At 74.6% G+C, this 16,521-nt stretch carries 16 protein-coding genes; 5 read left to right on the top strand and 11 right to left on the bottom strand.

All coding sequences use genetic code 11. The annotated features are described in order from the left end of the window. Nucleotides 1-107: 107 nt before the first annotated feature. Complete coding sequence (locus tag ACFRAR_RS21265; RefSeq protein ID WP_380699678.1) at nucleotides 108-1,619, bottom strand: HEAT repeat domain-containing protein; 1,512 nt, start codon at nucleotides 1,617-1,619, stop codon at nucleotides 108-110. Nucleotides 1,620-1,908: 289 nt separating this feature from the next. Here ACFRAR_RS21265 and ACFRAR_RS21260 point away from each other — a divergent pair, with 289 nt between their 5' ends. After that, the gene (locus tag ACFRAR_RS21260) at nucleotides 1,909-2,466 is read left to right on the top strand and encodes a hypothetical protein (RefSeq protein ID WP_380699677.1); all 558 of its coding nucleotides are present in this window, start codon (nucleotides 1,909-1,911) and stop codon (nucleotides 2,464-2,466) included. A gap of 124 nt (nucleotides 2,467-2,590) precedes the next feature. Here the strand turns inward: ACFRAR_RS21260 and ACFRAR_RS21255 are convergent, their stop codons facing one another. Beyond that, nucleotides 2,591-4,072 (bottom strand): hypothetical protein, encoded by a 1,482-nt coding sequence (locus ACFRAR_RS21255; protein ID WP_380699676.1) that lies wholly within the window; start codon nucleotides 4,070-4,072, stop codon nucleotides 2,591-2,593. Between the two features lie 546 nt (nucleotides 4,073-4,618). Here ACFRAR_RS21255 and ACFRAR_RS21250 point away from each other — a divergent pair. Beyond that, entirely contained in the window at nucleotides 4,619-5,860 is a 1,242-nt protein-coding gene (locus tag ACFRAR_RS21250; RefSeq protein ID WP_380699675.1) for a phosphotransferase, read from the top strand. A 67-nt stretch (nucleotides 5,861-5,927) separates the two neighbouring features. On the opposite strand, the gene ACFRAR_RS21245 is transcribed toward ACFRAR_RS21250, so the two are convergent. The 4 genes from ACFRAR_RS21245 to ACFRAR_RS21230 form a co-directional block, all read right to left on the bottom strand. Further along, nucleotides 5,928-7,325 (bottom strand): acyl-CoA dehydrogenase family protein, encoded by a 1,398-nt coding sequence (locus ACFRAR_RS21245; RefSeq protein WP_380699674.1) that lies wholly within the window; start codon nucleotides 7,323-7,325, stop codon nucleotides 5,928-5,930. Nucleotides 7,326-7,492: 167 nt separating this feature from the next. Continuing rightward, complete coding sequence (locus ACFRAR_RS21240; RefSeq protein ID WP_350526312.1) at nucleotides 7,493-7,576, bottom strand: putative leader peptide; 84 nt, start codon at nucleotides 7,574-7,576, stop codon at nucleotides 7,493-7,495. 104 nt (nucleotides 7,577-7,680) lie between these two features. After that, nucleotides 7,681-8,175, bottom strand: a complete 495-nt coding sequence (locus tag ACFRAR_RS21235) for a hypothetical protein (RefSeq protein WP_380699673.1) — start codon at nucleotides 8,173-8,175, stop codon at nucleotides 7,681-7,683. Nucleotides 8,176-8,920: 745 nt separating this feature from the next. Beyond that, complete coding sequence (locus ACFRAR_RS21230) at nucleotides 8,921-9,148, bottom strand: DUF397 domain-containing protein (RefSeq protein ID WP_380699691.1); 228 nt, start codon at nucleotides 9,146-9,148, stop codon at nucleotides 8,921-8,923. Nucleotides 9,149-9,514: 366 nt separating this feature from the next. Here ACFRAR_RS21230 and ACFRAR_RS21225 point away from each other — a divergent pair, with 366 nt between their 5' ends. Then, the gene (locus tag ACFRAR_RS21225; protein ID WP_380699672.1) at nucleotides 9,515-10,054 is read left to right on the top strand and encodes a PTS-dependent dihydroxyacetone kinase phosphotransferase subunit DhaM; all 540 of its coding nucleotides are present in this window, start codon (nucleotides 9,515-9,517) and stop codon (nucleotides 10,052-10,054) included. A 104-nt stretch (nucleotides 10,055-10,158) separates the two neighbouring features. On the opposite strand, the gene ACFRAR_RS21220 is transcribed toward ACFRAR_RS21225, so the two are convergent. The 3 genes from ACFRAR_RS21220 to ACFRAR_RS21210 form a co-directional block, all read right to left on the bottom strand. Next, complete coding sequence (locus tag ACFRAR_RS21220; RefSeq protein ID WP_380699671.1) at nucleotides 10,159-10,647, bottom strand: NUDIX domain-containing protein; 489 nt, start codon at nucleotides 10,645-10,647, stop codon at nucleotides 10,159-10,161. 10 nt (nucleotides 10,648-10,657) lie between these two features. Then, nucleotides 10,658-11,212 (bottom strand): sugar transferase, encoded by a 555-nt coding sequence (locus ACFRAR_RS21215; protein ID WP_380699670.1) that lies wholly within the window; start codon nucleotides 11,210-11,212, stop codon nucleotides 10,658-10,660. 383 nt (nucleotides 11,213-11,595) lie between these two features. Continuing rightward, a complete protein-coding gene (locus ACFRAR_RS21210; protein ID WP_355260827.1) occupies nucleotides 11,596-11,868 on the bottom strand; it encodes a hypothetical protein in 273 nt (90 codons plus the stop codon). A gap of 372 nt (nucleotides 11,869-12,240) precedes the next feature. Here ACFRAR_RS21210 and ACFRAR_RS21205 point away from each other — a divergent pair, with 372 nt between their 5' ends. Next, nucleotides 12,241-13,386, top strand: coding sequence for a polysaccharide deacetylase family protein (locus ACFRAR_RS21205; protein ID WP_380699669.1), 1,146 nt, complete (start codon nucleotides 12,241-12,243; stop codon nucleotides 13,384-13,386). A 279-nt stretch (nucleotides 13,387-13,665) separates the two neighbouring features. Here ACFRAR_RS21205 and ACFRAR_RS21200 read toward each other — a convergent pair whose 3' ends face one another. Beyond that, on the bottom strand, nucleotides 13,666-14,436 hold the full coding sequence (locus ACFRAR_RS21200) for a glutamate racemase (protein ID WP_380699668.1): 771 nt from the start codon (nucleotides 14,434-14,436) through the stop codon (nucleotides 13,666-13,668). Between the two features lie 57 nt (nucleotides 14,437-14,493). Between ACFRAR_RS21200 and ACFRAR_RS21195 the strand changes: the two genes are divergently transcribed. Further along, a complete protein-coding gene (locus ACFRAR_RS21195; RefSeq protein ID WP_380699667.1) occupies nucleotides 14,494-15,642 on the top strand; it encodes a glycosyltransferase in 1,149 nt (382 codons plus the stop codon). Nucleotides 15,643-15,708: 66 nt separating this feature from the next. Here the strand turns inward: ACFRAR_RS21195 and ACFRAR_RS21190 are convergent, their stop codons facing one another. After that, nucleotides 15,709-16,383, bottom strand: coding sequence for a thiol:disulfide interchange protein DsbA/DsbL (locus tag ACFRAR_RS21190; protein WP_380699666.1), 675 nt, complete (start codon nucleotides 16,381-16,383; stop codon nucleotides 15,709-15,711). Nucleotides 16,384-16,521 lie beyond the last annotated feature (138 nt).

The raw sequence follows: 16,521 nt of genomic DNA, 5'->3' as shown, positions 1-16,521 counted from the left end.
TTTCACTTCGAGCCGGGCCTCCGCACCGGGCCCTCGGAAGTGGACCGGAGGAAAACGAGTGGGCCGGGACACCGACACGGTGTCCCGGCCCACTGAACGTCGTGGACCTAACGCCCGATCTCCCGGGCGGCGGTCAGTCGGCCGCGCACGGCGGCATGGACCTCGGCCTCCTCGGCCGGGTCGGCGGCGAGCCTGCGCAACCGCTCCAGCACACGCGCGTCGCCCGTGGTGGCGACGTGGCGCGCGGCGAGCTCACGCGTGGACTCCTCGCAGTCCCAGAGGCACTCGACGGCGGGCCCCTCGGGAAAGTGCACGTCGGTCACGGCGAGCGCCCGGGCGGCGCGTCCGCGCAGGTCGGAGCAGGCGGCCTCACCGTAGATGTGACGCAGGACCGGTACGGCGTCGGCGGCGGTCAGCCGCCCCGCACCGTCCACCAGCGGCCCCAGCCCCGTACCGCTGACCCCGCGCACGGAGACCCAGCGGCGCAGCCCGGCCACCACCAGCGGGCCGTCGGCCGGCTCTCCCGCATCGGCGAGCAGCTGCACGGCGGCCTCGCCGAGCGCGCTGTCGGCGCCGCCGGTGGCCGGGTCGGCCCAGCGGCGGGCGTGCACCAGCACCTCGGGGCCGCGCATCCGGCCGAGCATCTCCAGGGCGGCACGGACCATCCGGTCGTCCACGTCCGCGGCGGCCGCCTCGATCAGTTCGACGGCGGCCGGGTCGCGCTGGTCGACCAGATAGCGCAGGGCGGCCCGACGGGCGCCGGGCAGGCCGTCGCGCGCCGCTTCCAGCAGCAGCGGGCGGTCCTCCGGCCGGACCACGGCGGTCAGGCAGCGGGCGGCCGCGGCCGCGCGGCGGTCCACCGCGTCGGGGCCGGACGGCGATTCGGAGCCGCGGGCGGGCTCCGGGCGGGCGTCGGGCCGGCCGAGGAAGGCGCCGACGCCGTGACCGCCGAGCTCGCCCTGGTCGGCCCAGGCCAGCACGTCGCCGGTGGACCAGCCGGGGGTGACGCCGCTGCGGTTGATCTGGCGTTGCCACAGGTCGAAGGGTGACTGTTCGCTGGCCGCGGCCACTCTGGGGTGGTAGGCGGCCCACAGCCGCCAGGGCCTGGGCTCGTACGCGTTGCGGATGAACTCCCGCAGTTCGGCGTCGCCCTCGGGACCGGGCGCGAAGTGGTCCAGCACCGCGGTGCCGAGCAGCAGCAGGCCCCGGTCGTCGTCGCGCAGGGCGAGCTCGTCGAGGGCCCAGGACCAGTTGGCACCGGTGGCGGCGTACTCGCGCAGCACCAGCAGCGCGTCGCGCCGGCCGTACGCCGCGAGGTGGCCCAGGACGGAAAGGGCGAGACCGGTGCGGCTCTCGTCGTCGGTGACCAGGTCCTCGGCGGAGTGGAGGTGGTCCTCGATGCCGTCGAGGGGGGCTTCGAGCTCCATGTAGATGCGCGCGTAGTAGAGGGAGCGGCTCTCGACCTGCCAGTCGGCTCGCGGATCCCTGGTGACGCACTCCTCCAGCGCGGCGATGGCCTCGGCACGGTCGGCGGCCAGCGCATGGAGCTGCCCGTCACCCCGGCCTCGCTGAAGGAGGCCTAGGAGGCTGGCACTGGGTGCTATCACTGGCTCGAACATGAGGTCAGCATCCGTTGCGGCGGTCGGAGTGGCAACGGGATTTCCGTCGCCGGGGTCACTGGTCGGTACTGCGGTGGGCGCCCGGGCGCCGGAATCACCGAAGGTTACCGCTTCGGGACCCCGTCCGCCCACAGGGCGACGAGGGGTCCGGCCACAGTGGCATATGCCAGGGGAACTTTGCCTGCGTTCTGTCCAAATCACCCGCAGGGGTGACGACGCTGTGCGACAGTCTTCTCACTGTCCGAACGACCCGCAGACCCGCGGGCCGCACCCGAGCGATGGGCCCGCCATGACCATGCCCTTAGGTGCCACCCGCCCGCCGGAAGCCGTCGTGGACGGCGCCAGGGCGGGCGGGAGCAGCGCGGGAACCGCCGCGCGCGGCTGCGCTCCCCACGGAGCGGGCGGCGGCGAGGGCGCGGGCGACGCCGACAACGGAACGGACGGCAGAGTGGACGGCACCACGCAGGAGCCGTCCGGCCGCTACCTCGGCGACGGCGGCGGCCACCACGGGACCGACGACGGCCTGACCGGCTCGGCCGAATGGGACCTGCTGACCGACGGCGTCCGCTGGAGCCCCGAGGCCTACCTCCTCCTCGGGTGCGACCCGCGCCACGGCCCGCTCGGCCTCGACCGGCTGCCCGACCGCCTCCCCGAGGCGGACCGGCCGCTGCTGCGGCGGATGATGACCGACGCCCTGGTGCACGGCCGCCCCGCCGCCGGCGTCCTGCGGGTCCGCCGGCCCGACGGGCGGCACGACGGCGTCGACTGCGCGGGCGAACCCGTCCTCGGCCCGGACGGCACGGTCACCGCGCTGCGCATGCTGCTCCGCCCGGCTCCGTCGGCCTGAGCACCGGTCTGTCGGGCCGACGGCCCGTACGGGCCGGAACACCCCCTCCGCCCCAGAGCCCCACCGGCCCCGGCCCCGGCCAGGCCGGCCGCGGTCAGGCCGGCCCCGGTCAGGCCGGCCCCGGTCAGGCCAGCCGCGGTCGGTTCTTCGCGTCCGCCGCCCGCAGCGCCAGGCCCAGTTCCTCCCGCAGTTCGTCCACCGCCGGCAGCCCCCGGTACTGCGCGGTCAGCCGGTACATCTCCCGCAGCCGGTCCCAGGTCCGGTGCGAGGAGTTCTGGCCGATCAGGTTCATCACCATCTTGGCCTGGAACCGCGCCGCGTCCGGTTCGCCGGTCATCAGGTGCACCGAGGCCAGGGTGATCCGGTCGAACAGCGCGGAGCGCAGCTGCCCCGTCCCCTCCCGCAAGGTGATCACCCGCTCCGCGTGTCCGCGGGACCGGGCGGCCGCCCGCGGGTCGTGCTCGGCCAGCGTGCGCAGCACCAGGGCCTGCATGCCGCGCAGTTCGGCCTCGTCGAACACCTGCATCCAGGACGGCGGCGGCTCCGACGAGTCCTCCGCGAACAGGTCCTCGGCCTCCCCGAGCAGCCGGTAGGTGTCCTCGGAGTGCCCGACCGAGGCGTGCGCCCACGCCTCGACGGTGTTGAGCATGGCGCGCGTTCTGGGCATCGGCCGTCCCCCGGTCGCCTTGGCCGCCGCCATCAGGTCGAGCGCGTCGTCGGCCCGGCCCAGGTGCACCATCTGCCGCGCCGCCCGGGAGATCGCCTCGCCGGCTCTCGGCCGGTCGCCGGCCTCCTTGGCCGCGTCGGCCGCGATCATGAAGTACCTCTGGGCGGTGGGCTCCAGGCCCACGTCGTGCGACATCCAGCCCGCCAGCACCGCCAGGTTCGCCGCGACCAGCCACAGCCGCCGCTCCACCGCCGGCGCGTGGCGGTGCGTCAACAGGCCGCCGACCTCGTTCAGCTGACCGACCACCGCCTTCCGCTGCAGGCCCCCGCCGCGGGCCGCGTCCCAGGCTCTGAACACCTCCACCGAGTGCTCCAGCGACTCCACTTCCCCGGACCCGACCGGGCCCGCGTCGTACACGTCCACCGCCGGGTGCAGGCCGCTCCCGGCGACCACCTGTCGTGGCCCCGGGACGGAGGCCGCGTACGCGACCGCGTCCCCGCCCAGCCAGCCCTTCAGCGAGTCGGCGATGACCGCCCCGGCCGTGAGCGCGGCTCCGGCGCCCACCAATCCACGTCGGTTCAGCATGAGGTCCATTCCCGTGAACTCGGTGAGGACCGCGGCTGTTCGATCCGGCGACCATGGCACTGCCGCGGACGCGTCCGCTCCGGACCTGGTGGGCCGGTGTCGTTCCAGACCGAGGTCCTCAGTGGTGACGACACGGCCGAGCCGCTCCGTGAACACGGCCGCCAGCACCCTCGGCACCGGATCGCGCGGGATCTCCCCCTGCTCGATCCAACGCCGTACCCTCGACGTGTCGGTGGACAGCTGCTGCTGCCCCAGCGCGGCACCCCGACGGTTGACCAGCCGCGCCAGCTCGCCCTTCGACCATCCGGTCAGGACGAACAGGTCGGCCAGTCGGGTGTTGGGTTCCCTGCTCAACGAAGCCCCCAGGTTCCTCGGCTGATCCGAGGCTAGAGGCTCCGGCAAGCGCCGGGCGAGCATTCGCCACCGTTCGCCAGGGCCCGCCAGACTACTAAGCCAGTGCCCGACGGGTGTGTTGTAGGGGTGCGCCACCTCGCCCCCGGGTCGGGCGGCGTCCCACCAGCGTCGGGGCTGTCCCCCGACGGTGGCACGGGGCGCTCCCGGTCCTCACCCGAGGGGGTGGCGCGGCCGGGTGGCGCGGGGGCGCCGGGCACGGCCACGGCAGTCCGGCCGACCGCGTTCCCCAGGATGCGGACGGCCGGAGCACCGTCGAACAGGGGTTCCTGACCCCGCGTCCGCGCCCGGCGCCCGCGCACCACCCACCGGACCGCACCACCACCCGCAGCACCACGAGCCGCACCGCACCACGAGCCGCACCGCACCACGAGCCGTACCGCACCACCCGCAGGGCCGCCGTCACGCCAGGAAGCACACGGCACCGGCCCTCCCCCGCCCCCGCGGGGCAGCACCCGCCGACGGACCGGAAGGGACCACCCTCAGCCCATGTACTCCTCAGCGACGACCCCCACGCCCACCGCGAGCCGCCCCGCGCTGCGCCCCCCCACCGCAGCCACCGGCCGCCCGGGCCCCAAGCCGGTGCCCCCGGCGGTGCGGCCGACGGCCCCGCGCGGCGCCGAGGGCCGGGCCACGGACACCCGGGTCGTCCCGACCGGCCGTACCGCGCTCGGCCCCGCCGGCCGCACCGCGCTGGGACTGCGCGCCCCCGAGGCCGGCCTGCCCGGCGCCGGCCGGATGCCGCTGGCCCGACAGGCCGACGGCCAGGTGCTGCGGGCCCGGAGGCCCGGCCAGCCCGGCGGCGGCCTGGAGCGGATCGATCCCTCCGCGCTCCAGACTCCGGCGGTCCGGGCCGCGCTCGCCGGCGTCTCGCGGATATGTCCCGCGTTCACCCCGCGCCAGGTCCTGCGTGAGGGCAGCCGCCACATCCTGGTGGCGGGCACCATCGGACGGGCTCCGGTGGTCGCCAAGTGCCTGGCGCCGCAGGCGGTGCGGAGTGAGTACTTCGAGCAGCTGGTGGCCGATTTCCACCACGAGGTGGCGGTCTACCGGGCGTTCGTCCGGCACCGCCCGCCGGTGCGGCTGCCCCGGCTGGTCGCGGCCGACCACGACCGGTGCGTGCTGGTCATGGAGCGCGTCCCCGGGCGCCCGGCCGCCCGTGAGCGCCACCCGGTCAACGCGCCCACCCCCGGCGAGGTGCGGGCGCTGCTCACCGCGGTCCGCACGCTGAACCTGTGGCGGCCGCCGACCGACGTCTTCCAGCAGCGCCTGGACTACCAGGTGGAGATCGCCCGTTACCACTCGGTGGGCCAGCTCACCGACCGGGACGCCGGCGACCTGCGCGGTCTGCTGCACGGCCTCGGCAGCACCCCGCTCCAGCTCTGCCACGGCGACGCCCTGCTCAGCAACATGCTGCTGGCGCCGTCCGGTCCGGTGCTGGTCGACTGGGAGCAGGCCGGCTGGTACCTGCCCGGCTACGACCTGGCGGTGCTCTGGAGCGTCCTGTCCGGGGACACCGCGGCGCGTCGTCAGATCAGCCAACTCGCCCAGAGCGGCGGCACCCTGGCCCGGGACGCCTTCCTGGTGAACCTGGTGCTGGTGCTGATGCGCGAGATCCGGCTGTACGACGTGCCGGGTGCCGGCGAGGAGCAGCGGATCATGATCCGCCGGCTCTACGACGACGCGGCCCTCGCACGCCGGGCCGTCCGCGCCGCGGTCGGAACGCGCTGACGGTCGCGTCGGCGGTCCGGCCGGCGGGTCTGGCCGGCGGTCGCGCCGACGGTCCGGCCGCGCGGCACTACGGCCGGGCGCCCCGCCCCAGGGCGGCCCGGCCGGCGGCCTCCAGCACGGTCTCCTCGGGGGCCAGGTGCACCCGGCTGCTGAGCACGTCCCGCAGATAGCGCTCCAGCGGGTGGCGCCGGCTCAGGCCCGGGTTACCGGTGAGGGCGACGGCCTGCTGGACCACGGCCGTCGCGGCCCGGGTGGCCAGCAGGTGGGCCGGACCGGTCCGGGCGACGGCCCCCGGATCCCCCCGGTCCACCCGGGGGGCCAGCCCCTCGACCAGCTCCTCGGCACCGATCAGCTGGGCCTCGATCTCGCCGAGGGCGGTCCGGTAGCGGGGCAGGGTGCCGAGCGGCTCGGTCAGGTTGGCCGGGGTGCGCTGGCCGAGGAAGCGGATCAGCCAGGCCTCGGCGGCCCGGGCGACACCGATCGCCACGGCGGAGAGGGCCAGATCGTGCCAGGCGAGGGAGAGTTCGGCGGCGGTGTCGGCGTCCTGACGGGCCGTCCGGCCGACGGGCGTCAGGCCGAGCGCGAGGTCGGCCGGCACCCGGACCCGGTCCAGCACGACGTCGTGGCTGGCGCTGGCCCGCAGTCCGAGCTGGTCCCAGGTCGGGTCGATCTCCAGGCCCTCGCTCTCGCCGCGGACCAGGAAGGTGCCGATCCGGGGCTCCTCCTCGTCGGTCCGGGCGGTCACCGCCATCCAGGCGAGCGCCTCGGCCCCGGTGCAGTACGTCTTCCGGCCCGTCAACAGCCAGCCGTCGCCGTCCTGTCGGGCCACCGTCCCGGGCAGCTCGCCCGCCCCGGCGCCGGGCTCCGCCCGCAGCGTGTTGACCAGTGCCGGGCCGCGCCTGGATTCGGTGAGCAGCCGCCGGTAGCCGGCCGCGGGCCAGTCGGCACGGCGGGCCTGCTCGGCGTGCCGGAGCAGGGTGAAGGCGGTGACCACGGCCACCGAGGCGTCCCCGCGGCCGAGTTGGGACAGCACCCGAACGATGTCGGCGAGCGTTCCACCCGGGCCGCCGTACCGCTCGGAGACGGTGAGGGTGAGCAGACCGGCCTCGTGGACGGCCTCGATCCCCTGGTACGGGAAGGTCGCGTCGCGGTCGTGCTCCTCCGCGCGGGCGGCCAGCAGGTCGACCACCCGGGGCAGCCCGGCCAGCGCGGTCTCGATGGCGGTGCGGTCGGGGCTCACGGAGTTGACGGAGTCGGTGGAATCGATGGAATCGGCGGATGTCGAACCGGTGGATTCGGGATGGCCGGAACTCGCCTGCGGCGGGACGGTCCGGGAACGGCGCCCGGTGGAGGCCTTCTTGGCGGACGCGCTCCCGGCGGAGCGGTCCCCGGCGGGGCGGCCGTCGAGCGGGAGGCTCTCGGACGGACGGTCGACGGTCGAACGATTGGCGGCGCGGGTCGTCATGATGCGGTGCCTCCGGGCGGCAGCGTGGGCTCGACGGATGCGGGCGGCACGCCGTACGGGCGCGCGGTACGAAGTGGCGGCCCCGGAGGTCGGCTCACGACCCGCCCCCTGGTGTCGGCGCCGACCGGATCCGGCCGGGCACCCGCCGCCGGGGGGCGGATGCCCCCTCAGCGGCCCGGACACGCCGCGCTGGCGGTGCGCCGCAGGTCCAGATGCCTGCGACGGGTCAGCAGCGGAAGACGGCACGGCATGTCCGCGACTGTACGAACCGTTGATCGATACCGTCAAGCAGCGCCCGAACCCCGGGCAGAGCGGCTCCCGCCCCTCCGGGCGGGGCCGGTCCACCCGGCCGGAATCAGCCCTGCTGGAACATGTCCGCCGGGAGCGGCTTGAGCAGCTGGTACAGGTCGTCCGAAATCGGTCGGTCCCAGGAGGCGATGGTGACCAGCACGCCGTCGCTGCGGCCGAACTGGGCGCAGAACACGCGTTCCTCGCTGACCTTGACCTTCTTCACGATCAGCAGGTCGTCCCCGAGCATCACCGGGAAGTCCTCGGCCGAGACGAAGTCGACCGGCTCGTCGTTCTCCAGCGCCGCGAGCAGCTGCCGCACCTCGAAGGGCACCTCGTCGCCGGTCTCCCGGGCGGGCGAACCCTCGGGGAGGTTGCCGATGAACATCGCCGGGCCTCTGCCGCCGAACAGGTCGTAGCGCAGGAAAATGCCCTGGCAGGAGCCGTCCGGACCGGTCATCATGGCCGCACCGAAGTCACCGGGCCAGTCGCCCGGGTCCATCGCGAGCACGTCGAAGTCCGGGCCGGCGGGCTGTCCGGAGCGACGGCGGAGAAAAGACATGGGACCATCGTACGTGTCCGGCACACCGCGTTCGCGAGGTGGGTGGGGCACCGCCGGGGGGCGGTCGGGAGATCGACGCTCAGAGACCAATGTTGACTCTGAGCAACCGTCCGGGCTACGTTCGGTTCTGCACGACAGCCGTTCTGGGTTTCACCCTCCGGGGGGACGGCATGTCGCAAACGCGGCCCTACACGCGTTTCCCTCACTGTGCACTTGTCGTGCCGAACTGCCGAGCACCCAGCTTCGTCGTCGCACACAGCACAAACACACAAGCCAACAGTTCCATGCACCACAAGCCAGATCCGCGGGGCCCCGGCCCGTCGCTCCCGTGGATCTGCTCGGGACGCCGCCGCGTGGGGGCGTGCGGGTCCCGAGCGTTCGGCGCCGCCGTCGAGTCGCTCTCGGCTTCGGCACCACCCTCCCGGCGACTGCCGGCCCCTTGTGGGGGCCGGGACCGGCCGACGCACCCCGGTGCGCAGGGGATGACTGGGAGGATGGCCTGGCAGCTTGCCGGGCCGCACAGCAGGCGCCGTGTCTGGCCGCGTGGGGGCGGTGGGCACGGCGTCTGCCTGTGCTCATACTCTGAGCTGCGTTTGTCTAACAGTCAACAGAAATTCTGACGTGGCACGCTCAATAGATCATCAGTTGTGATGTTCGGACTCGAAAGATCGTCCGCGAAAGCGGGCCCCCTCCGTCCGGGACCCGCTTCCGCGACGAGAGGCCCTGCGAGAGCCCCCGGCGGACCTCAGGTGAGGTCGAACTCGCCGTCCCGGGCGCCGAGCACGAAAGCCCGCCACTCGGCCGGGGTGAAGACCAGGACCGGACCGTCCTCCTGACGGCCGTCCCGCATCCCGATGTAGCCGTCCACGAAGGCGATCTGCACGTCCCCGACGCCCTGACTGCTGCACAGCCACTCCGCCCCGGTGAAGTCCACCTTGGGCTTGCCGTTCCGCGCCAGCTCCGGCTGCGCCACGGCGGCCTCCGTGTCCGTCCCGCTGTTGGATCCCACTGACCGATCTCCTCCCGACGGTGTTCCGGGGCCAGCCTAGCCACACCGCCCGGGCCCGGTCAGCGGGTTGACGAGGACTCCTCCGGCCGGGGACGGAGACCCCCTGAGGAAGGGTTGAGGCGTGTCCCGACCGGCGGGGACGGCGAGCGGCTGCCAGAGTGCTGCCAGGGCGCCCGGGAGCCTCTGCCGGCCCCGCTGCCCGACCGCCCCGCCGGGGCGCTGGGCGGCCGGACTGCGGGCCGTTCCGCCCGCACGATCCGCCCGTCGATCCGTTCCACCGACCCCCGTTCCACCGACCCCATGTCGCCGATCCGCTCAAGGGAGCAGCCGATGAGCCGCCGGGACGGCACCCGCGCCGACGTCATCCCCATCTCCGACGCCCCCTCGGCCCACCCCCCGGCACCCCGCACGCCCCCCTCGCCCGCCCCGTTGCCGCGGCCGACCGCCGCCCGGCTCACCCCGCACGGACGGGTCGGGATCGTCCTGGTGTCGCACAGCCGGGAACTGGCCACCGCCGTGCGCTCACTCGCGCTCGCATTGACCGGATCCGACTCCCCCGCGCCGGTCGCGGCGACCGGCGGCGACCCGCCGGACGGGCCCGGCATCAGCGCCGTCCTGGTGGCCGCCGCGACCCGCCAGGTGGACCAGGGCCACGGCGTGGTGCTGCTCGCCGACCTGGGCGGGGCGGTCACCACCGTCCACGCGCTGCTGTCCGAAGCGGACGAGCACGGCCTGCCGTTCCCGGTCCGGTTCGCCAACGCCCCGTTCGTCGAGGGGGCGGTGGCCGCCACCGCCACCGCCACGGCGGGCGGCGACCTGGCGGCGGTGCTGGACGCGGCGGAGGAGGCCTACCGGCAGGACAAGGGCTGATGCCGCTGGAGCCTCCTGGGCCGGGGGCCTGACGCGCAGAGGCCTGCCGGGCGGGGGCCTGCCGGGCGGGGGGGCGCGTGGCGCGGTGGGCGCGCCGGGAGGGCTCAGCGGCGCTCCTTGCCCTCCCAGGTGAAGACCGCCGGGCCCTCGCACTCCAGCGCGTGGCGCAACCGTTCGAGCTCGGTGTCGATCATCGGCGGCAGCTCGTCCAGCCCGAACCAGCCGACCTCCAGCGACTCGTCGTCGTTCACCCGGGCCTCGCCGCCGACCGCGCGGCAGCGGAAGGTCAGCACCAGGTACTGCGTCACATCCCCGTTCGGGTACGTGACCTGCGGCGAGACCGTGACGGAAGCGAGCAGCTCGGGCACGACCACCACCCCGGTCTCCTCCTCGCACTCGCGCACCACACCGTCGGCGGGCTGCTCACCGGGGTCGAGGATGCCGCCGACCGGCGCCCACCGGCCGTCGTCGCTCCGGCGGGCGAGCAGCACCCGGCCGCCGTCGTCCAGTACGACGGCGACGACGGCGCTCAGCCAGAGCGGACGGGTGCCCACGACGGCGCGGAGTTCGGCGAGGAAGGGGGGAATGGCCATGGGCCGCAGCCTACCGGGGCGGCTGCGGGCCGACCCGGTGCGTCCGGCGGGCGTCGGGTCCGGGCAGTGCGGCGAGCACCGTGAGCCCGAGGATCCGCAGGTCGAGCCGGAGCGAACGGTGCTCGACGTACCAGAGGTCGAGCTCGGCCCATTCGGGACGGCTCAGCGGGCGCGGGTTCCGGCCGCGGCTCAGGGCGTGCAGCTGGGCCCAGCCGGTGAGGCCGGGCCGCACCGCGAGCCGGCCGCGCTCGCGGCGGGAGTAGCGCACCGCCTGGTCGGGGCTGGCCGGCCGGGGCCCGATCACCCCCATCTCGCCGCGTGCCACGTTCCACAGGCGCGGCAGCTCGTCCAGGCCGGTGCGGCGCAGCAGGGCGGCGAACCGGCCACCGTCGCCGGTTCGGAAGCGGAGGATCTGGAACTCGCGGCCGTACCGGCCGGTCCGGGTCAGCCGCTGGAGGACCGGGCCGCCGGTGGTGCAGCGGAGCAGGAGCGCGATCAGCAGGGCCAGCGGCACTGCGACGATCGCGGCCAGGGCGGCGACGGCGAGGTCGCCACCGCGTCTCATGAGGCGGCCACGGCACGATCCGGTCTGCCGCCCATCGCTCCACCTCCGCGGCGATTCGAGCCGGAAGAACGCATTCACAGTAGGGGCGGGATGAAGCCCTCGTCCCGGAATGGTGAAAGAAGCGGGCGTGTGATTGTCGGACTGTACGATATTCAGTCGGTCTGACCAATTTCGCTCGATCGGCCGTTTCGGAATGCCGAGGACGATCGACGCAACGGGTGGGGGCGGGCGTTCCGCCGGAACCCGCGTTCCGCACGGCCCGCACCCGCGTTCCGCGCGGTCGGCCCTGCCGGTACGGATGCGGTGCCCGTACGGGGGCCGCGTGCGCGACCAAGGCGTGGGATCCCTCTGCGAAGTCCGCGCGTGGCCGGATGCCGTCGCCGTCAGAGCGCCGCGCGGCGCCGGTCGCGGAACACGCCGAAGGCGATCCGGCCGAGCAGCAGGACGCCGGCGGCCAGGCAGCCGGCCACCGCCATCGCCCAGGCCGGACCGTCGCTGTCCGGCACGAACACGGCCACGACGATGCCGAGCGCCAGGCAGGCCAGGCCCACCACGGTCAGCGGGAGCTGGTGGGTGACCAGGGCCCCACCGCTGCACGCGCGAGCCATCCGGGAGGCCCCGTGGAGGTGGAAGGGGTCACGGTCCGCATCTGCCATGAGCCCAAGGTACCCCGGTGCGACACGGGCGGCAGCCCGCAGGGAGTGAAGGTTCGAACACGCCGTGCGATCGGCCGGTCCTGGCTGGTCAGAGCGCTCTCCGGCGCCGGCCCGATGTGTGTCCGAGGCGTCCACACGAGCATTCCGGCTCCACAATCAGTCCACGAAAAATCCTCGTCCCCCCGGTACAACCATCCACTGAGTGCAACGGTCTCAATGGCATTGAGTGATCCAGGAGCCGTTCGAGGGACGGGTGTGAACCCCCCACCGAGAACAGGAATATCCAGGGGCGGAGCCTCCACCCCTGGAGTCGGAGGCCGGGCTCCGTCCTCCGGCGGTACCGCCACGCCGCTCGGCGAACGAGGGGGAACCGTGCCGCAATCCCAGTCCAGTACATCCATCTCCACGGCTCGCGCCCGGCCGGTGCCCGGCATGCGCGCGCTGCCGCCGCCCACCGGATGGCCGGTGGACCGGCAGGACGTCGACCGGCTCGTCGACCGGCTGCACGGCATCGGCCGGCCGACGGGCGGCCCGCCCGGCGGACACCGGGACGGCCTGAACTGGTACGGCGGGGGCCGTCACCGGGCAGCCGTCGAAACGGAACAGCAGGACGCTCGGGGCGAATGGCTGCGGTTCGCCCCCGTCCAGCCGCTGTTCCGGGCCCGGGCGGCCCAGCGGCTCGCCGTGCTCGCGTACCACGGGGTGACCGACCACCACTCGTTCGGCGCCCAGCTCGACCGGCTGCAACGGCTCGCCACGCCCGTCTCGCTCGACGCGGTCCTCCGGGCCGTGGCCGAACGGCGGCCGCTGCCGCCCCGGAGCGTCCTGGTCACCTTCGACGACGCCGACCGGAGCGTGCTGACCCACGCCCTGCCGGCGCTCGACGCCCGGGGCATTCCGGCCACCGCGTTCGTCATCTCGGAGCTCATCGGCACCGAGCGGCCGTTCTGGTGGCACGAGGCCGACTTCCTCGCCCGGCACGGGGGCCGGGCCCGCTCGCTCGACTGCGGGCACCCGTCCCAGCTGCTCCACCGGCTCAAGGCCATGCCGGACCCGGACCGCCGGCGCAGCCTGCACGAGCTGCGGGTCAGCGCCGACCGCCGGCCGCCCCGCCAGGAACAGCTCACTCCGGCCGACCTGCTCGCCCTGCGGGACGGGGGCGTCGCCATCGGCAACCACACCCAGGGGCACCCGTGCCTCGGGCGCTGCGACGACGACACCGTGCGCGCCGAGATCACCGGCGCCCACGAGGCCCTCACCCGCTGGCTGGGTGAACCCCCGATCGCCTTCGCCTACCCGGACGGCGGCCACGACGTCCGGGCCGAAGCCGTCCTCCAGGAGCTCGGCTACCGCCTCGGCTTCCTCTCCGACCACCGCCTGGGCCCCCGGATCCCCTCCCACCCCCTCCAGATCAGCCGCCTCCAGGTCGACTCCACCACCAGTACCCGCCGTTTCGACACCATCCTCTCCGGCCTCGAACCCGCCTACCGACGCTGGCGCCGCCAGGCCGTCGCGTAGCGGGGGGACTGGTCCCGGTCGCACGGGAAGTCGGCCGGGCCGACTTCCCGTGCGGCGCGATCGAGCCAGAGCCACACTCCGCGCAAGACCGCCCCGCCCGGCCCGACGCGGCCACCACGACACGGCGGCCCCCGCCGGACGACCCGCTCGACCCTCCACACCTCTACGCGCATGGAAACTTCACGGCCGAGCAGGCCGCAGGGGCGGCCACACCGCGGCACATCGCGCGAGAAGTCGGGCCGGCCGACTTCCTGTGCGGTGTCGGCTTCGGGAGGGGCGTCAGCCGATGAGGGTGGCCAGGGAGTTGCCCTGGGGGTAGAGGGCGGCGGCCGCGGGGAGGTGGGCGGGGGCGCCGGCGTGGAGGACGGTGAGGGTGCCGTTGCCCGTTCGGCTGGGGTCGGTGACGCGGCGCAGGGCCTGGGCGGCGACGGCGTCGGCGGAGCCGAGCAGGGTGAGCGCCGGAGAGGCGGTCGGGGCGACGGCGGCCCGGATGCGGTCGTCGACGAGTTCGTAGTGGGTGCAGCCCAGCACGATGGTGTCCGTGCCGGCCGGTGTGCGGGAGGCGGCGTCGGCGATGGCGGCCGTGATGGCCTCGTCGTCACCGTGTTCGACCGCGTCCGCGAGGCCCGGGCAGGCGACCTCGACGACCTCCGCCGAGCCGCCGAAGTCGCGGATGAGCCCGCGCTGGTAGGCGCTCCCGGTGGTGGCCGGGGTGGCCCAGATGGCGACCCGGCCGCCCCGTGCGGCGGCGGGCTTGATCGCCGGGACGGTACCGATCACGGGCAGCCCCGGCTCCAGTTCGGCCCGCAGCGTGGCGAGCGCGTGGACGGAGGCCGTGTTGCAGGCGATCACCAGCGCGTCGGGTTCGAGCGCGGCGGCGGCCCGGCAGCACCCGAGGGCCAGTTCGGTCACCTCTTCGGGGGTACGCGGACCCCACGGCATCGAGGCCGGGTTGGAAGAGAGCACCAGATCCACGTCCGGGCGCAGCTTCCGAAGGGCGGCGGCGGCGGCCAGCAGACCGATTCCGGAGTCCATCAGTGCGATCTTCACAGGTCAAGACTTTAGTCGATTCCCCCGCCGGGCCCGGTTCTGCGGCAGACTGCCGGGGTGACCGTCCTGCTGTGGATCGCCGCGTTCTCCCTGCTGGTCTGGCTCTGGCTGGCGTGCTGCCACGGCTTGTTCTGGCGCACCGACGTCCGGCTGCCGCCGCGCCGCCCGCCGGTCCGCTGGCCGCAGGCCGCGATCGTGGTGCCGGCCCGGGACGAGGCGTCGGTGCTCCCGGTGAGCCTGCCGACGCTGCTCGCCCAGAAGTACCCGGGACGGGCCCGGGTGATCCTGGTGGACGACCACAGCTCGGACGGCACGGGCGCGCTGGCGGCGGAGCTGCGGACGATCGACGGGCTGGAGCTGACCGTCACCATCCCTCCCCCGCTGCCACCGGGCTGGACCGGCAAGCTGTGGGCACTGCGGCACGGCGTGGAGCTGGCCGGTCCGGACGCCGACTACCTGCTGCTGACGGACGCCGACATCGCGCACGGCCCGGACTCGCTGGCCGAGCTGGTGGCCGCCGCCGAGAGCAACGGGCTGGACCTGGTGTCGCAGATGGCCCGGCTGCGGGTGAGGACCGGCTGGGAGCGGCTGATCGTGCCGGCCTTCGTGTACTTCTTCGCCCAGCTGTACCCGTTCCGCCGGAGCAACCGCCCCGGTGCCCGTACGGCGGCAGCGGCCGGCGGCTGTTCGCTGGTGCGGCGCGACGCGCTGGAGCGGGCCGGCGGGGTGGCCGCGATCCGCGGCGCGGTGATCGACGACGTGTCGCTGGCCCGGGCCGTGAAGTCCACCGGCGGCCGGACCTGGCTGGGCCTCGCCGACGGCGTGGACAGCGTCCGCCCGTACCCGCGGTTGGAGCAACTGTGGCGGATGGTGTCGCGCAGTGCGTACGCCCAGCTCAGGCACTCACCGCTGCTGCTGCTCGGAACGGTGCTGGGGCTGGCGCTGGTGTACCTGGTGCCGCCGGTGGCGATGGTGGCCGGGCTGGTGGCGGGGTCGCCGGCGGTGGCGGTCTCGGGCGGGGCGGCATGGGCGCTGATGGCCGGCACCTACCTGCCGATGGTCCGGTACTACGGGCAGCCGGCCCCGGCCGTGCTGCTGCTGCCGTTCACGGCGGGGCTGTACCTGCTGATGACGGTGGACTCGGCGGTGCAGCACTGGCGCGGCCGGGGTGCCGCGTGGAAGGGCCGGACCTACTCCCGGGTCTGAGCGGGTCTGAGCGGGTCTGAGCGGGCCGGGGCAGGTCGCGGCGCGGGTAGGCACGGGCGCGAAGCTTCAGTGGGCCTTCGCCTGCTCCTCCCGCACCAGGTAGTCGAGCACCCCGGGCATCTGCTCGACCCCGCCCGCCTTGGTCGGCGAGGTGCGGTACTCGCCCTCGACGACGACCGTCGGCAGCTCCTCGATGCCGTAGCGCGTGAAGGCGGCGGCCGCCTCGTCGACCGACTGCCGCACCGCAGCGGAGCGGTACGTCTCGCCGAAGCGCTGGGCGTCGATGCCGTGGCGAGCGGCCCAACCGGTCGCACCCGTCTCGGTGGTGAGGTCGGCCCGGTCGTTGCGCACGGCGCGGAAGACGTCGACCTGGAGGCGGTCGACCTGGCCGAGCTGCTCCAGCGTGTAGTACAGGCGCGCGTGGCCGCGCTGCACCTCCTCGGTCGCGCCGCCGGGCCAGATCGCCGGGACGCGGCGCAGCGTCACATCGGCGCGGTGCCTCCCGGCCCAGGACTGCAAGGGCTGTTCGAGCGCCTGGGAGTGGACGCAGTCGTACCAGAAGAACTCGACCGCCTCCGTACGGGCGCTCTCGGACACCGGTTGCGGATGGTCGAGCTTGACGAACTGGACGCCCTCGACGGGGTTTCGGTGGGTCATCGCGCCGGCCTGTACGGGGGACACGGCGATCCCCGCGGCGACGGCGAGCAGGACTGTGGAGCGCAGCAGCGTCTTCGAGTTCACACCGGGCAGTGTGCTGATGGCGGTTGGCTACCGGCCGGTCTCGCGGGCGCGGCGGACCGGATTCACCCGGACGGCGCAACCGGGCCACACGGACGGCCCGGGGCGACCGGGAACACCACCGGGCGAACCGGGCGAACG

It is taken from the genome of Kitasatospora sp. NPDC056651 (assembly GCF_042792155.1).
Taxonomy (GTDB): Bacteria; Actinomycetota; Actinomycetes; order Streptomycetales; family Streptomycetaceae; genus Kitasatospora.
The sequence above is the reverse complement of the archived record's forward strand: the minus strand, read 5'-3'. Positions and strand labels throughout refer to the sequence as shown.